At 33.1% G+C, this 16838-nt stretch carries 13 protein-coding genes; 4 read left to right on the top strand and 9 right to left on the bottom strand.

What is annotated here, in order from left to right; all coding sequences use genetic code 11:
* Positions 1-238: 238 nt before the first annotated feature.
* Positions 239-1348 (bottom strand): glycosyltransferase, encoded by a 1110-nt coding sequence (locus tag ACW9JY_RS01030; RefSeq protein WP_457283037.1) that lies wholly within the window; start codon positions 1346-1348, stop codon positions 239-241.
* 121 nt (positions 1349-1469) lie between these two features.
* A complete protein-coding gene (gene wecB / locus ACW9JY_RS01025; RefSeq protein WP_457283036.1) occupies positions 1470-2531 on the bottom strand; it encodes a non-hydrolyzing UDP-N-acetylglucosamine 2-epimerase in 1062 nt (353 codons plus the stop codon).
* Between the two features lie 208 nt (positions 2532-2739).
* On the opposite strand from wecB (ACW9JY_RS01025), the gene ACW9JY_RS01020 reads away from it, so the two are divergent.
* Both ACW9JY_RS01020 and ACW9JY_RS01015 read left to right on the top strand, forming a co-directional pair.
* On the top strand, positions 2740-3255 hold the full coding sequence (locus ACW9JY_RS01020) for a hypothetical protein (RefSeq protein ID WP_457283035.1): 516 nt from the start codon (positions 2740-2742) through the stop codon (positions 3253-3255).
* The gene (locus tag ACW9JY_RS01015) at positions 3252-4253 is read left to right on the top strand and encodes a Kiwa anti-phage protein KwaB-like domain-containing protein (RefSeq protein WP_457283034.1); all 1002 of its coding nucleotides are present in this window, start codon (positions 3252-3254) and stop codon (positions 4251-4253) included. Before ACW9JY_RS01020 ends, ACW9JY_RS01015 begins: the two co-directional genes overlap by 4 nt.
* Here the strand turns inward: ACW9JY_RS01015 and wecB (ACW9JY_RS01010) are convergent.
* Positions 4241-5347: a non-hydrolyzing UDP-N-acetylglucosamine 2-epimerase gene (wecB, locus tag ACW9JY_RS01010; RefSeq protein ID WP_457283033.1), complete on the bottom strand. Its 1107-nt coding sequence runs from the start codon at positions 5345-5347 to the stop codon at positions 4241-4243. The genes ACW9JY_RS01015 and wecB (ACW9JY_RS01010) overlap by 13 nt on opposite strands.
* Before the next feature lie 273 nt (positions 5348-5620).
* Here wecB (ACW9JY_RS01010) and uvrA point away from each other — a divergent pair, with 273 nt between their 5' ends.
* Complete coding sequence (gene uvrA / locus ACW9JY_RS01005) at positions 5621-8467, top strand: excinuclease ABC subunit UvrA (RefSeq protein ID WP_457283032.1); 2847 nt, start codon at positions 5621-5623, stop codon at positions 8465-8467.
* Between the two features lie 27 nt (positions 8468-8494).
* Here uvrA and ACW9JY_RS01000 read toward each other — a convergent pair whose 3' ends face one another.
* Genes ACW9JY_RS01000 through ACW9JY_RS00990 form a run of 3 tightly spaced genes read right to left on the bottom strand, consistent with a single transcriptional unit; the run spans position 8495 to position 12972 of the window.
* Entirely contained in the window at positions 8495-9268 is a 774-nt protein-coding gene (locus ACW9JY_RS01000) for an alpha/beta hydrolase (protein ID WP_457283031.1), read from the bottom strand.
* A 31-nt stretch (positions 9269-9299) separates the two neighbouring features.
* The gene (locus tag ACW9JY_RS00995; RefSeq protein WP_103079234.1) at positions 9300-11237 is read right to left on the bottom strand and encodes an ABC transporter ATP-binding protein; all 1938 of its coding nucleotides are present in this window, start codon (positions 11235-11237) and stop codon (positions 9300-9302) included.
* A gap of 4 nt (positions 11238-11241) precedes the next feature.
* A complete protein-coding gene (locus ACW9JY_RS00990; protein ID WP_245857210.1) occupies positions 11242-12972 on the bottom strand; it encodes an ABC transporter ATP-binding protein in 1731 nt (576 codons plus the stop codon).
* 203 nt (positions 12973-13175) lie between these two features.
* Here ACW9JY_RS00990 and ACW9JY_RS00985 point away from each other — a divergent pair, with 203 nt between their 5' ends.
* Positions 13176-13904: an MBL fold metallo-hydrolase gene (locus tag ACW9JY_RS00985; RefSeq protein WP_103079232.1), complete on the top strand. Its 729-nt coding sequence runs from the start codon at positions 13176-13178 to the stop codon at positions 13902-13904.
* A 5-nt stretch (positions 13905-13909) separates the two neighbouring features.
* Here the strand turns inward: ACW9JY_RS00985 and ACW9JY_RS00980 are convergent, their stop codons facing one another.
* The 3 genes from ACW9JY_RS00980 to fliM are packed head-to-tail and all read right to left on the bottom strand — an operon-like array spanning position 13910 to position 16741.
* Positions 13910-14551: a hypothetical protein gene (locus tag ACW9JY_RS00980; protein WP_457283030.1), complete on the bottom strand. Its 642-nt coding sequence runs from the start codon at positions 14549-14551 to the stop codon at positions 13910-13912.
* A complete protein-coding gene (fliY, locus tag ACW9JY_RS00975; RefSeq protein ID WP_103079230.1) occupies positions 14548-15660 on the bottom strand; it encodes a flagellar motor switch phosphatase FliY in 1113 nt (370 codons plus the stop codon). Before fliY ends, ACW9JY_RS00980 begins: the two co-directional genes overlap by 4 nt.
* A gap of 1 nt (position 15661) precedes the next feature.
* A complete protein-coding gene (fliM, locus tag ACW9JY_RS00970) occupies positions 15662-16741 on the bottom strand; it encodes a flagellar motor switch protein FliM (RefSeq protein WP_103079229.1) in 1080 nt (359 codons plus the stop codon).
* Positions 16742-16838: the final 97 nt, after the last annotated feature.

The following is a 16838-nucleotide window of genomic DNA, read 5'->3' as shown; positions in this document are numbered from 1 at the left end:
GGATTTGTGTGATAGGGTGGTACACTTTTCGTTTAGCCGACTCTTATTTTTGGTACACTTTTCGTTTAGTAAGTGCACTAGAGGAGATTAAAGAGATTTAGAATTGATTATACTGTAAAAGCTTTGTTTTTCAGCCAATTCAATAAAAGCTTAGTTATTTGAAGAAGTTTTGAGGGAGAAGTGAAATTAAGCGATGAAGTGTATATGAAAAGAAAGGGATTTTTTCAAAAAGTACGGATTACTTTGTTAGGCGAGATATGAGATCAACAAATTTTCTTTCTTTTTCTTCATTCCATATAAATTCTTTTTGGTGTTTTTCAACGTTTTTTATGATATTTTCGTAATTTTTGTATGCGTTTGAGATCTTTTCAATACTTTCTTCCAATTTAGCTGGATCTATAACTACTCCTAAGCCTAAATCCTCTACCTGTTTAGCCATTGAAACAAAAGACTCTTTTACAATAACAGGGGTGCTTGCAGCTAAGGAATCGTAAAATTTGTTAGGCAAAGCAAATTTAAAGTTATTATTATATCTATTGTTTCCTTCGTCGTAAGAAATTAGAGAAAACAAGGCTTTAGCTAGTTCTTCCATCATTTCTTCGTAAGGTAAAAAATTTGTATATTCGTGGGATATGTCCATAAACTCTTTTGAATCCATCCCTATAACCTTGAATTTAAAACCCTTTTTAACTAAAGATTTTAGTATTTTTTTCTCATTTTCGATTTGTCTGGATGTTTTGCCAACGAAAACTATTTCTTTTGACTTTTTTTGTATATCCGGTTTTATAATAAAATTTGCGTAATTGGGTATAATATACGTTTTTTCTTTATCTATATTTGTTTTGTTAACAACATCATTTCTTGTTTCTTCTGAGACGAAGATCGCCAGATCTGAGAGTTCTAACTGCTTTTTAAAGAACCTCCAGATGGTTTTTACTTTTAAATATCCAATGATTCCTTCTAACTCTGCTAAAAAATTTTCGGGATGGTATTCGTGAATATCATAAACGACTTTTTTATTTCTTTTTTTTGCTATTTTAAAGGGCTCCAAAGGTCTGCTTGCTAAAAAATGATGCATGTATAAGATGTCGTAATTTTCTTCAGATACCAAATCGCATATTTTTTTATCGAGTGCCCTTCTATTTATAAGTTTTTTTAAGGGATTGCCTTTTGTCCCTTTAGTGTATTTTATGGGGATATATTTTATATTTTCGTCTATATATTCATTTTCATCTTTATTGGTCCAGTATTGGTAAATAATCCCATGAACTTTAGAAAGGGATTTAACTGTTCTATACACTCTTTTGTCAAATTTTGGGTGCATGTAACCAATGATCAGAATTTTCATAAGTTTTCACCTTCAAAAATGGATATTTTAGATAGCTTATCAATTCTCTACGGAAAATTGTATTTAGTAAATGATTTTATATAAAAGTATAGTATTACAAAACTCGGATGGATAACTCGATTTACTTTCCTATTATCTTTACTATCTTTTCCCCTGTTTTTCCGTCTCCATATATATTTTCTACATTTGAAGATATTTCGTTGCTTATTATATAATCCATCTTATTTTTGATTTCATCGGGTTCACTTAGTACATTCCAACCTGCTTGTGTTAACTCTCTCCAGCCTGTGTCTGGCATAACAACTATCGCTCTTTTCCCTGCAAAGTATGCTTCTTTTTGCAACCCTCCACTGTCTGTTATTACAAGAAGGCTCTTTTGTACCAATCCCATCATACTTAAGTAATCTAGAGGTTCTATCAATAGAATATCTTTTGTGTATTCATTAAGGTTGAATTCAGCTATTCTCTTCTTGGTTCTTGGATGTATGGGAAAAACAACCTTTATTTCTTTTGTTATTTTGTTTAACTCTTTCAATATACTCTCTAGTTTTTCTTTACTGTCTGTGTTGAAATCCCTATGAATCGTAGTGACTATGTATTTATTTTCTTCCGAATTCAATTCGTCAATAATATCTTCTTTGAAATATGGCTTCATCTTTAAAAAGAGATCGTACATTATATCTCCTGTAAAATACACTCCTTCAGTGATACCTTCTTTTTTTAAATTGTTTACAGCTAGTTCAGAAGGGCAAAATAAGTATTTTGATATATGATCCGTTAATACTCTATTTATTTCTTCAGGCATGTCTTTTGGTTCTTGCCTTATTCCTGCTTCCACGTGTGCAACAGGGATCTTTAATTTTGCTCCAACTATTGCTCCTGCTAATGTAGTATTCGTATCTCCATATACTAATATAATATCTGGATGTTCTTTTAATACGACCTTTTCAAATTCTATCATTGTTTTAGCCGTCATTTGGGCATGCGTTGCTGAACCTACTCCTAAATTGTAATCGGCTTTTCTTATGTTTAAAACTTGAAAGAACACATCAGACATATTGAAGTCGTAATGTTGTCCAGAATGAACTAAGATTTCTTTTATCCCTTTTTTCTCAAATTCTTTATTTAGAATCGCTTCTTTTATTATCTGTGGGCGAGCTCCTATTAAACTGATTAGTTTCATGTTAGTTCCTCCGTTTTTGACATATTATGTATTTTCATGAACGGCTTTTGCTGTTATTATTATCTCTGATTTATTATATCATAAGAAATATCTGCTTTCTACATGAAGCTGAAGGGAGATATAGAGTTAAAAGGAAAGTTTATTTGTTATAATTATGAATATGTGATTTATTAAGATATATAGATTTCCTCACTGGGGAGGTTTTTGTATGATCAATACGTTGTTTAAATCTTTTTTGTTTTTACTTTCGTATCTGCCTCTTTTTGTTATATTTGCTATTAATAATTTTGGGAACGTTTTGTTCTTATTTTTTAGTATTTTTTCGATTTTTGTTTTTGTTGTTTCTTTGGTTCTTTTTATTTCTGCTAAGAATAATGCCGAGGAAAAGTTCATTTCTTTTGAGAAAGTAGAATCGCAGAATGTGAGGTTATTGGATTATATTTTTGTTTATATCTTGCCTTTTATCAATATGGGTGGCATAAAAGAATTGATTTCTTTTGCCATAATCGTTTTTATCGTAGGCAATATTTATGTGAAGACAGATTTAATTGTTATAAACCCTGTTCTTTCTTTGTTTGGCTATAGTATTTACAAGGTTTATTTTATGGACGGACGTGAAAAAAGTATGAGGCCCGTTTGGTTGATTTCAAAATCAATAGCCGAAGAAATGACAGTTAAAGAGTTTTCCAAAGATATTTATTTGGGGATGGGTGGCAAGAGATGAATAAAGTTAATTGGGATGAGATTTTAGAGAATATCTTTTTAAAAGAAAATTTAAAATCTCTTAGGGAGTTAATAGATACTTCAGAGGATTTCATAGTGGATGTTTTTATCCAAAATGAGAACAACGAAATATTTTGGTTAAAAAATGAGGATCCCTTCTTTTTCAAAAACATTTTTCTGGCCTCTGCTGACGAGTTTTTAAATGATTTAGTCGATAAAGAGTCAAACAAGGTAGATGAGTACGAGACAGTCATTCATGACAGGAGTTTTTTGTATCTAAAAGATGTTAAAGAGAATGTGAGTGATATTGGGGATATTGTTGAGATTATTCGTGAAGGTAAGTATATAAAAAATTATTCTAATGGAGACTTGGAAACGATTAAGAAGTTCAAACTGATAGTAAAGTTGTATAGTAAAGAGTTGGATGATTTTTTGTTGGGTATTCAATATTTAACGGCTTCCAAAATATTTAAAGACAAAAGGATTCTAGCTCTTACTGCACGTAAAATTCAACCTTTAAAAGAACGGCTTTTCATAATTCCTAAAAATAGTTTTGATTACATGGTTGTTGGAGATACTGTCTTAATTAGAAATCTGACTTATTTTGAAAGAGATTTCGGGTTTTACAAGAAATATGAAGAGGCTAAAGATGAAGTTATCGAGAAAATAAAAAGAGAGGAGAATCTTTTTGGTAAGGATATTAAATTAAAAGGTATCGATTATTTTGGTGAGAAAATCAAAAATAAACCTTTATATTTGAAGAGGTTTTATAAGGTTATCAAAAAAGGTAATTATAAGAAATTTGAGTTTTCTAAGGTTAAGGAGATAATAGATGATTTCAATCTAAAAGTTAAGTTTGATGAGAGTAATAAATGTATTGATTTAGGCGAAGAGACTTCGATTAAAGATTTTTTGCAACTCTACGACGAACTGTATTATAGATCTGATTTGTCAGGCAATAGAATGGTGGCAAGTGAAAATAGCCCTTATAAAGAGTAATATTTTTTTTTCAAAAATTCAACGATTCTTTGAGATGCCTTTCCATCTCCAAAAGGGTTGCTTGCTTTGCTCATTTGTGCATATTTTTCTGTTTCTAATTCTTTCATGGCTTGATACACTTTTTCTTCTTGTGTTCCAATTAGTTTTGCTGTTCCTGCTTCTATTGCCTCTGGTCTTTCCGTTGTTTCTCTTAACACCAGCGTTGGTTTGCCCAATGTGGGAGCTTCTTCTTGTATCCCTCCTGAATCTGTCATTATGTAATAACTTTCGTCCATTAACGCTATGAATTCTAAGTATCCAACAGGGTCTATTAGTATAGCTTTTTCTTCGTTCCCAAGTATTTTATACACACTTTCTCTCACAACAGGATTTAAGTGAACTGGAAATACTATGTACATTTCTTTGTTTCCGTGTAGATACCTTTTTATTGCTTTCATCACGTTTTCTATCGGTTTTCCCCAGTTCTCCCTTCTATGCATAGTTACTAAGATAAACTTTTTGTTCTTTATGTTGTACTTTTCTTTTATTTTTTCTATATCTTTATTTTTGTTTTCTTTTACCCATAGTAATGCATCTATAACCGTGTTCCCAGTTACTATTATGTTTTTTTCTTCTACACCTTCTTTTAGTAGGTTATCTTTTGCCTTTTGGGTGGAAGCAAAGTGGTGCTTTGCAACTGTACCTGTTAGTCTTCTGTTCATTTCTTCTGGGAAGGGGTTGTATATATCATTCGTTCTTAAGCCTGCTTCCACGTGTCCAACAGGTATTTTGTTGTAAAAAGCAGTGAGACTTGCTACAAAAGTGGAGGTTGTGTCCCCTTGTACTAGTATGTAATCGAATGGTTCAATTTTTAGTATTTTATCTATCTCTGTAACTAGTTTTGAAGTTAGTTGTGGTAGAGTTTGGTTTTTTGTCATTATATTTAAGTCGTAGTCTGGTTTTATTTCAAAAAGATTCAACACTTGATCGAGCATTTCTCTGTGTTGAGCGGTTGCTATTACTTTAACTTCCATATTTTCTTCTTTCATCTTTTTGTATAATGGTGCCATTTTTATTGCTTCTGGCCGCGTTCCAAATATCATTGCTGTTTTCATTCAAGAGCTCCTTTTTATGGTAATGTTTTTAGAAACTCTAAAACTTGTTTTAGCGCCCCTTCGCCCCGCTCCCCACCCAGTTGCCAATCATATAATGTAATTATATCATATATGTTTTTAGGTTACTGTTTTTTAATGTGTAAATCTAACATAGAAGATACTTTGAGCTTCTTTGTTAAAAGATAAATAAAATTCTTTTAGCGTTAATTTTTTGATTGTATAATATAAATGTATAAAAAAGGTGTGAATTTTTGCCTTTCCAGGAGGATGTGTATGGATAACAAATGGATTAGAATAAAAGGTGCGAGAGAGCATAATTTAAAAAATATAGATGTCGAGATACCTAAGAATACCCTTTCAGTCATTACCGGCTTATCAGGTTCAGGAAAATCAACTTTAGCTCTTGATACTATATATGCCGAAGGTCAAAGAAGGTATTTAGAGTCTGTTTCTTCCTATGCAAGGCAGTTTTTAGGTAATCTGAAAAAGCCCGATGTTGAATTTATCGAGGGCCTCTCTCCTTCAATTGCTATTGAGCAAAAATCTGTAAGTCATAATCCAAGGTCAACGGTAGGTACCATCACAGAGATTTATGATTATATTAGGGTGTTGTTTGCAAGGGTTGGTAAGGCTTACTGTCCAAAGTGCAATATCCCACTGCAAAGTTCTACTGTAGATGAAATTGTGGATAATATTTTTAAAAATTTTAAAGAGGATGCAAGATTGTATATCTTTGCTCCAATTGCTAAGGAAAAGAAAGGTGAGTTTAAAAAAGAAATCCATAGTATGAAAATCTCTGGTTTCAAAAGGGTAGAAATCGATGGAGTGATATACGATTTAGATGAGATAGACTCACTTGAAAAAACCTACAGGCATAATATAAACCTACTTGTTGATAGAGTTAAGTTAAGAAAAGATAATTTTGAGAGAATCTTCGAAGCCGTTGAATTGTGCCTTAAAGAAGGGGATGGTTTTGTAGAAATTAGGGAAATGGATAAAGATGAGAACGTTATTTCTTCTCAATCTTATTCTGAGAATCTAGCTTGTCCCAAATGTGGTTATAGTTTTCCAGAAATTAATCCCAAATTGTTTTCATTTAATAGTCCTTATGGTGCATGTTCTGAATGCCATGGATTAGGTTTTAAGTTGGAGGTTGAACCTGAATATATATTTGATATAAACAAGTCTTTAGAAGATGGCGCTGCTTTGAATATGGGGAAAGACACTTTCATGGTGAGCATGATGAAAGATGTTGTTCGAAGTTTGGGGGAGGATCCTTCAAAACCTTTAAAAAGCATGCCTTCGAAAGTTTTAAATACCTTACTGTATGGGACTGACAAAGAAATAGATTTTTCTTTTTCAAAAAGAAATGGAGACAATTATGAGTTTACAAGAGAGTTCGAGGGGATGGTGAATTGGTATGAAAGAAGGTACAGGCAAACAGATTCGCGGGAAATAAAAGAATGGATCGAAAGAAATTTCATGATTCAAAAGACATGTCAAGCCTGTAACGGTAAAAGATTGAGGGAAGAAGCGTTAAGCGTTAGGATTGATGGATATAGTATATACGATTTGACAGAAATGCCAATTAGTGAACTAAAACTTTTCTTTGATGCCTTAAAACTAAGTGATTTTGAAATGGAAATTGCCCACGAACTTCTTAGAGAAATAAATAGAAGGTTAACTTTTTTGATCGATGTAGGACTTGATTATTTGACACTTGGAAGAAATGCAACAACTCTTTCTGGTGGAGAGTCTCAGAGGGTTAGATTGGCTACACAGATAGGATCGGGGTTGACAGGTGTAACATATGTTCTGGATGAACCGACTATAGGGCTTCACCAAAGAGACAACGATAGGCTTATAAATACTTTGAAAAAGTTGAGAGACCTCGATAATACGGTAATAGTTGTCGAACATGACGAGAACGTTATTAGATCTTCTGATTATATAATAGATCTCGGACTGGGGGCTGGAGTCAATGGTGGAAGAGTGATTTTTCAAGGGCCTACTAATAAATTGTTGGAAAATTCTAACAAGTCCCTTACGGGGAAGTATTTAAGAGGAGAAAAAAGAATAGATATACTTGATAAAAAGAGAGTTGAAAAGAACAGTAGTTTAAAGATAATCGGTGCCAAACATAATAATCTGAAAAATATCACTGTTGAGATTCCGCTGGGAAAATTTGTAGTTATAACCGGAGTTTCTGGCTCTGGTAAATCTTCGTTGATCATGGATACACTGTATCCGGCTTTGCAAAAAGAGCTCTACAATTCCAGAGTGAGACCGGGAGAATATGAAAAGATCGAAGGCTTAGAATATATAGATAGTGTGATTTCTATAGATCAAAGCCCTATTGGTAGAACTCCAAGAAGTAACCCAGCTACATATACTGGAGTATTCGATTATATTCGTGAACTGTTTGCAGCAACACCGGAGGCTAAGATTAGAGGATACGATAAGGGAAGGTTTTCCTTCAACGTTAAGGGTGGAAGGTGTGAAGCGTGTAAAGGTCATGGGGTTTTGAAGATTGAGATGCAATTTCTACCTGATGTGTATGTAACCTGTGATGTATGTAAAGGGAAAAGATACAACAAAGAGACGCTAAAGGTCACTTACAAAGGTAAAAATATTTCTGATGTTTTAGATATGACTGTGGATGAAGCTTTGGACTTTTTCAAAAATTTACCATTAATAAAAAATGTTTTACAACTATTGCAAGATGTGGGCTTGGGATACATAAGATTAGGTCAGCCTGCGACTACCCTTTCTGGCGGAGAAGCTCAAAGGATCAAATTAACCTCTGAGTTGAGAAAGAAATCCACCGGTAATACCGTTTATATACTAGATGAACCTACTACAGGTCTTCATTTTGAAGATATAAAGAAATTAATAAAAGTTCTCAATATTCTCGTTGAAAAGGGTAATACCGTTATAGTGATAGAACATGAGATGGATATTATAAAAAATGCGGATTATATTATAGATTTAGGACCAGAAGGCGGAGAAAATGGGGGCTACATTGTAGCTACAGGTGCCCCTGAAGAAATAGCTGAAAGTGGTACTTACACCTCTTACTATTTGCAACAAGTTTTATTAAAAGAAAGAATTTCAAAGTAGAAATAATTATGTTGTGTTTTACTATGACTATTCTTTCTTAAGCCAATTTATAGCCTGTTCTGCCACGTGTTCTTTTTCAATATCGTTTACAACCACGTGCCCGCTTTCTTCCAATATCAGAAATTCAATTTTTTCTTTAATATTGTTTTCTATAATTTCTTTTACCGAAAAAGGAACTGCTTCGTCTTTTTTTGATAATATTACATAAGTTTTAGATGTGACTTTTGAAAGGTTTTTAAGAGCCATTTTTTGTAGTTTGTAAAGATCTGCTGCCTTTGAGGGCCAGTCATAATTCCAGTATTGGCTAGCAAGATAAGCAAGCTTTTCGTCATCGAATGTCTGAGGATTCTTCTTTTTTATTTTCTTAATAAAACCAAAGAATGGAGTTAAATTTATTCTCCAGTCCTTTGCTTTTAGTGCAGGAGCAGCTAAAACAATTTTTTCTGGATGGAATTTACTTGCTAAGATAGTTGCTAATACACCACCCATGGAAAGACCTAAAATATAGACTTTTTTGTGGTAGGCTTTTAAGTCAAGGTAAGAATCTATTGATTTTCTGAGCCAATCTCTCCAATTAGAGTTTAAAAAATCGTTGGAATTGGTTCCGTGTCCCGGGAGTCTGGGTATGTATATAGAAAAACCAGATTTGTAGATCTGTCTACCTATGTAATACATATCATGAGGAGAACCCGTGTAACCATGTAGAATCAACACAGCAATATTTGAATCATTTTTTAAATAAAGCTCCTTTGATATTGGTGAGACAGATGTGTTTGTCGGTATCTTATCGAAGAAATTCAATATATGAGCCCCCTTCAAAGTTTGACAATTATCAGCTATTCTGGAATTGTAGCCTATAAAGGTCATAGTAAATTCCGTGGTTGTTGATAAGTTCTTCATGACTTCCTTCTTCAACAACTAAACCTTTATGTACAACTATTATTCTGTTAGAGCTTTTTACGGTCGAAAGTCTGTGAGCAATGGAAATTATAGTTGAACGTTCAGATATTTTATTTAGAGCTTGTTGTATTAAATATTCTGTTTCCACATCTACATTAGCTGTTGCTTCGTCTAAAATTATGACTTTTGAATTAAAAAGTACCGCTCTAGTTAAGGCTACTAACTGTCTTTCACCAGATGATAAAGTTCCACCTCTTTCTGTGATGACGGTATAGTAATTTTGAGGTAAACGTGAAATAATTTCATCCGCGTATACGGATTTTGCAACCTTTTTTACTTCTTCATCAGGAATGTTTTGATTAAATAATCTCATATTATCCAAAATAGTTCCAGAGAACAAGAATACGTCCTGAGGTACTACAGCAATTTTTTTGCGTAATTCGTTGAGATCGTATTCATATAATTCTTTATCGTCTAATAGTATTTTACCACTTTGATATTTGTAAAGACCACTTATCAATTTAATTATTGTAGTTTTTCCTGAACCTGTTTCCCCAACTATGGCTACTCTTTCGTTAGGATTTATCTTGAAATTTACGCCTTTTAAGACTTCTGTATTTCCATCGTACGAGAATTTAACGTTTTGAAATTCAACTTTGCCCTCTTGAATACTTGTATATTTTTTCCTTCCAAAATCTTCCTGTTCTTGATCGAATATCTTAAAAATTTTTCCAGCTGATGCGAATGCATTCTGCATTATGTCATATTTTTCTGCCAGGTCGAACAGAGGTCTAAAGAACATATCTACATAAGAAGTGAAGGCATAGATAGTTCCAAAGGTTGTCTGCCCATCAGTTAATAACAAAGAACCAAACCAAAGTAAAACACTGATTGTAAAATACTGTAAAAGACTCATTAAAGGTCTAAAGATTGCAAATACGTGCAATTGCTGCACATTTGCACGATATACCTTGGTACTCATATAGTCGAATTCCTTTTTCTTTCTCTCTTCTTGGTTGAATAATCTTGTAACATTGCTTCCAGATAGATTTTCGGCTAAGTAGGAATTTAGAGCCGATATTCTGGTTCTAACCTTGTCGTAAGCCTTTCTATCAAAATGCCTGAATAAAACAACTGAAACAACGATAACTGGGAACATAGACATCGTATATAGGCTCAGTTTGAAGTCTAACACCATCATTAAAATGATTACACCAGTTATTATAGCTATATCTTTGAGCAAACTTGTCACAACCTCACTGAAGAAATCTGAAAGATTCTGGGTGTCATTAACCACACGTGTTGTAACTTTGCCCGGGGGATTTTTTTCAAAAAATGTATATTTGAGTTTTAATATATGACCAAATAAATCTTTCCTCAGATGAAAAATAACCTTTTGACCAACTAAATTAGCAAAGAAAACTTGACCGTAATTTAAGATAAATTGTCCCATAAGTACTGATATAAAAATTAGGCTAAACACATGGATTTTTCGATAGGCTGCGTCAAAGTATTGGGAATACTGCTCCCCTGAGACTTGTATTCTTTCACCTGTTTGATTGTTAACCATATAATAATTGTTGTCTCTTTTCTCTAGATTATAGGCTCCGTTTTCCTGTTCAATAAATTGCAATTCACTCCCAGGGACCATATCAAATGAATACTCTACATTTATTACGTTATCAATCCCGTATCGTATAAAAATAGGTAAGGATAGCTCTATTATCGTTGCTATTGCCAAAGTTAAAAAGGTCAAAAATAGTAATAACTTGTACTTCTTTATGTACACCCACAACCTCATGAAGGTTTTGAGATCGCCTTCGCTTTTTTCTTTTTCTTCTAAAAATATTTCTTCATGAACTGAAGCCATTGCTCTACTCCTCCAAATTTTTTTCTATTAATTGTTTCATGTACATCGAATAGTAAATACCTTCTCGTGAGATCAACTGATTGTGACTACCGTTTTCAACGATTTGACCATCATCGAATACATAAATCTGGTCGGCATTTTTAACCGCCTTGAGCCTGTGAGATATAACGACGATTGTTTTGCCTTTTGCTTGTTGCCTAAGTGTTTTGATAATTTCTTCCTCCGTTTCGGTATCCACAGCGGAAAGACAATCGTCTAATATTATCATTTTTGATCTTTTAGCTAGAGCCCTCGCTATGGTAACCCTTTGCCTTTGACCACCTGAAAGTGTAGCCCCTCTTTCTCCCACTATTGTGTCATATTTATTTTCAAAGCTCATTATATCATCATGTACATGAGAAAGTTTTGCAAATTCTTCCACTTTATCTTCTATTTTTTCATCGGAAAAGGCTATATTTTCTCTTATCGTCATTGAAAATAAGAAACTATCTTGTGGTACATACGAGACATTGTCTCTTATAAATTCACCGTTTACATCGTTTATATCTTTTCCGTCCAAAAATATTTGTCCTCTTTCAACTGGGTATAGTTTAACAAGGAGTTTTGCTAATGTAGATTTTCCTGAACCTATTCTTCCAACAAAGGCTACCATTTCTCCAGGGTTTATATTCATGTTTACATCGTTCAAAACCACCCTTTGTGAACCTGGATATTTGAACGTTAGATGGTTGATTTGATAGTGGCCCTGGAACTCGAAATCTTTTCTTGGAGGTTCTTTTATTGAATTTTTTTGTTCTAAAACTTCGTTAACCCTTCTTAAAGAGGCTCTTCCTCTTTGTATTAGGTTGATTAAATTTCCAACCGCCATCATTGGCCATATCAACATTCCTATATATTGGTTTGTCATTATGAAGTCTCCAAGGGTTATCTGGTTGTTTATTACCATTGGTCCACCAAAATTGAAAACAAAGATAGTTGCTAATTGTCCTACTAACATAGCTAAAGGAAACATCAATCCCCAAACTTTTACCAAGCGGATGTAAGAATTATAGAACTCTTGAGACTTAGTGTCAAATATCTCTTGCATCGTGTCATAGTTTGAATACAACTTTACAACATCCACACCAGAGACATTTTCTTCGGTTATATTTGATAACTCCGAAGTTTTTTCTTGTAATTCTCTGAACCTTCTGTGGATGAATCTCCCAAAAAAGAGTGATATAATTGCTATTAAAGGAAGCGGTAGTACCGAAATAAAAGTCAATCTCCAATTCACGAAAGTACCCATTGCGAATAAAGTTAAAGTTGTCATTGTTATAGTATCAACAAGCATTATAACCGACATCCCCATCATACGTCTTAACATCAAAACATCAGAAGTGAACCTAGTCATCAAATCCCCCGTTCTCCATTTGTCAAAAAAATCTTGGTCCAAGCCTATGATATGATTGAACATTTTTTTCCAACTTTTATACTCAAAAAGTCTGGCGGCACCAATAATTGAAATCCTCCAAAAAACTCTCCCAATACCCAATCCTAAAGCTAACATGATTATTCCAAATACCAACGTTTTAACTTGGTTAAGGTTTGGGGATTGAGTATTTAGTATATCTACTATGCTTCCAATTTGTCTTGGAATAAACAGCTGAATGATATCAACGGTGATAAGGAAAAGAATACCGATGAGGTATCTCCACCAGTATTTTTTAATAAATTCTTTGATCAAAAGATTCACCTACCCCAAAAATTGATTAGTATTCCTAACAAAATTATATCACGTGATTCAAGGAATATCAATTATTTTTGTCGAAAAAATATAATAGAACTTAAAAAATAATAAGATGATGGGTTGCAAAATGGGGCGATAAAACTTTTTATCCTTATGGGTGGGTAGCGGCGCAAAGGAAAGCTAACTATTTATTTTTAGAGGTGATTTTTATGTTTGAAAGTTACGATAATGTTTACAACTTTTGGTTTGAAAATGGTGCAAGTTCTGTTACATTTTTGGAACACGACGATGGCTTGATAGCCTTTGATAGTTCCCTTTATCCAAAAAAGTTTGAAAATATGGTGAAAATAGTTGAAGAACGGACTTCAAAAAAATTAAAAAAAGTTTTTTTTACTCATTTTCACCCTGATCACACCTTTGGAGCTGTTTTTAGCAAACGTAAATTTGATCTATATATGAACAAAAAAACATTGGACTTTCTTAATACCTTGGATACCACGTTTTTAAAAGAAAGTTCAAAGGTAGCAGAGTACAACTTCAACAATTTCAAAGAGGCTTTAAAAGAAAAAGACATCGTCATTTTTGAGAATTCTATTTTTCTTTTTTTAAAAGATCAAATTTTATCATCGGAAAATATTGGCGGACATACTTTAGATTCAACAATTTATATCCTAAAACCACAAGGATATCTAATAAGTGGTGATCTCGTATTTTCTAAGGTGCATGCTGAAATACTCAATTCCAATGTTGACCAGTGGATATCCAGATTAAATAGCTTATCTTCCTTAGATATAAAAATGGTTTTTCCAGGGCATGGGAAACCAGAAAGTAAAAAGCTTTTGAGAGAACAATTGAGCTATTTGAAAAGAAAGAAAAGCGGGGAGGATATGGAAAAAAGGTACGCAGATTATTCCTTGCCAGATTTAGCTCATTTATAGTGAAACTAAGAAGATTTTAGTATTTTATTTAATTCTGCATCTGCTTCTTCATCAGGCAGAGATTTAATTTCTTTGATTTCTATTATGATCCTTTTATTCTCCTCGGAATTCAAAATCTCTAACTTTTCTAAAATCTTTATATTTTCATAAGGTTTAAAATAGTAAATATTGAATTTGGTAAAGTCTATATTAAGCAATCTTAAGAAATTTCTGGTTTTTGGAAGGTACTGTTGAATTTCATATACCCCGTCTTCTGTCACCACTACATCAAAATTTTCCATATTAAAAAACGGTAGGAAAGATGAAAGTAAATCAGGAATAGAGGCCGTACGTATAGATATTTGATGGTATTCATCTACTTCATCACGAACGTTTGTGTAAAAAACCGTATCGAAGAGATCATAACAATAATATATATCTTTAAATAAAGATGGTTTTTCAAAGGTAAATATTATATATCTGTTATCAATGTAGCTTAATCTTCCCGCTATTTCTTTACTATTCGTTATTTGAAACTGAATATCAATAACAAATTTTAATTTTTTGTACCCCGAATAACTCTCTAAAAGGCCTTGCACGCTTGGTTGAGCAAATATATAGGTGGAAAAAACAAGCAAAGAAAAGAGTAAATATTTCTTATTTATCATTTCAGGGTTTTCATCCTTTCTCTTAACGAGACGATTTCTGTTATTCTAATTCCAAAATTCTCATCGATAACTACAACTTCGCCTCTAGCAATTAATCTTCCATTGGCGTATATGTCCAAGGGCTCCCCTGCCAATTTATTTAACTGTATCATTGAGCCTTCATGCAACTCTAAGATCTCTCTAAGATTTAATTTAGTTGATCCTAACTCAACTTTTAGTTCTAAAGGAACATCAAGCAAGAGTTCCAACTTTGATAGATCTATATTTTGGGAGATAGGTTCTTCCTTTTTTTCAAACTCACCAAATTCTACAGGTTGAACCTTAACTTTTTTCTCTTTGATCACGTTGGAATTACTTTTTTCTTGCGCATTTGAATTTGTTGAGCCTTCTTCCTTAACTTTAACCTTACCAAAAGTTTTTTCCATAAGTTCTTTAATTTTTTGAGCAAATTTCATTGGTATAAATTGCCAGAAAGTCGTTTCAGCTACTCCAGTGATTTTCACGTTGAACTTTATGGAGATAACATAAGCTTCCTTGTCGGTTTCTATCGGGGGAAATTCAATATTGGGATCAGAAAAATTCAGTACTCGACTGTTTGGTGGAGAAATATCGATATTTGTTTTTAGAAAATCCGATAAAGCAGTTGAAGCTGTGCCCATCATTTGATTCATTGCTTCAGAGACAGCGCTTAAACTAATGTCATCTAATTCTCTTTCTTCGATATTTTCTACGTCTTTTCCTAGCATTAAGTCCGCTATTATATTAGTTAAATTCAAAGGTAATACTAAAGTGTTTAAACCATACAAACCTTTTTTGTACTCTACTGTAACAACAACATTCTCCCCCTCAAAATTTGTTGTTATATTTTTAAATTTAATAATATCTGTTTGAGGATATTGGATTTCTATCTTTTTTCTTAGCAAAGTTGAAAGGGTTGTTGCCCCAGAACCCATTGTGATATTTGCAATTTCACCAATCACATCCAAAAGTGAGTCTAGTTTTTCATCTACAGTTGAGTTTTCCTCGCTTTCCTTTGGATCATCAGTGTTATTTAACCCTTTTAATAATGAATCTAATTCGTTTTGATTTAAAAATTCGTTTTCAGGCATTTCATTCATCTCCTGTTTTTTCAGTGGTTTCACTTTTTTCAGAGGAATCTTGCTTTTTTGTCTTTTTTTTCATGCTTTCTTCAACAAGAAGTCTTTCTAAAAGTTCTTTGTTTTTCTCAATGATCTTTACACTGTAAAAACCTTTACTCTTACCTACATTTACTTTGAATATAGGTCTTTCTTCAATTTCTAAATCTATTGGCTCGTCGTAAAAAGAATCTAAGCGTATTACATCACCAACTTCCATATTCAAAAAATCGTTTAAATATATCTCTGCTTTACCAAGTATAGCGGATAAATTTAACTTTGAAAGTAGCAACGTTTGTCTTAGATTTTCTTTAAATTCTTCAGTATGTCTGTACGAGGTAGTCCACATTCTTGTTGTCAATTTATCGTTCAAAGGTTCCAATGAAGAGGACGGGAAACAAAGATTTACAAAACCTTGTACATTTTTTATCGTAACAGATAGTGTTATAAGAATTGTCATCTCATTTGAAGGGGCAACTTGAACAAATTGGGGATTAGTTTCTAAATTTTCCAAATTGGCATCAAATTCCTCTATGTTTGACCAAGATTTTGATAGCATTCTCAACATAACTGCAGCTTCTTTTCTTAAAATGTTCATTTCTATCTCCGTAGGAGGCCGAATCTCTTCAAGAGTGTTCCCAGATCCACCTAAAAGTCTGTCTATTATAACGTATCCCAAGTCTAAGCCCATTTGCAAAATAGCACTTCCTGAAAAAGCTTCGGACGAAAAAATAACAATAAAGGTTGGTGAGTTTAATGATTTTTGGAATTCTGAGAAAGTAATTTGATCAATACTGGCATATTTAACATCGACAAACGTTCTACTTCTGCCTGAAAGATAAGTAGATAGCTCTCTCGCAAAACTTTCATGGATTAACTGGAGAGTTCTTAGTTGTTCTCTCGAAAACTTCATCGGTCTTCGAAAATCGTAGTCTTTGATTCTTCTTTCTTCTCCTTGATATTCTTCAAGAACTTCTTCGGGGGCTTCTCCAGAACTCATTGATTTTAAAATACTATCTATTTCTTCCTGTGTAAGGGTTTCATCTTCAGGCATAAAAACACCTCTTTTTCATTTTGCAGCCTTGTGCAAAAAGCTTTTTTATAATAAACTATGATTTTGAACTTGGGGTTCTTAAGGGGTTTGCCCCTTG

It is taken from the genome of Petrotoga sp. DB-2 (assembly GCF_054051725.1).
The sequence above is the reverse complement of the archived record's forward strand: the minus strand, read 5'-3'. Positions and strand labels throughout refer to the sequence as shown.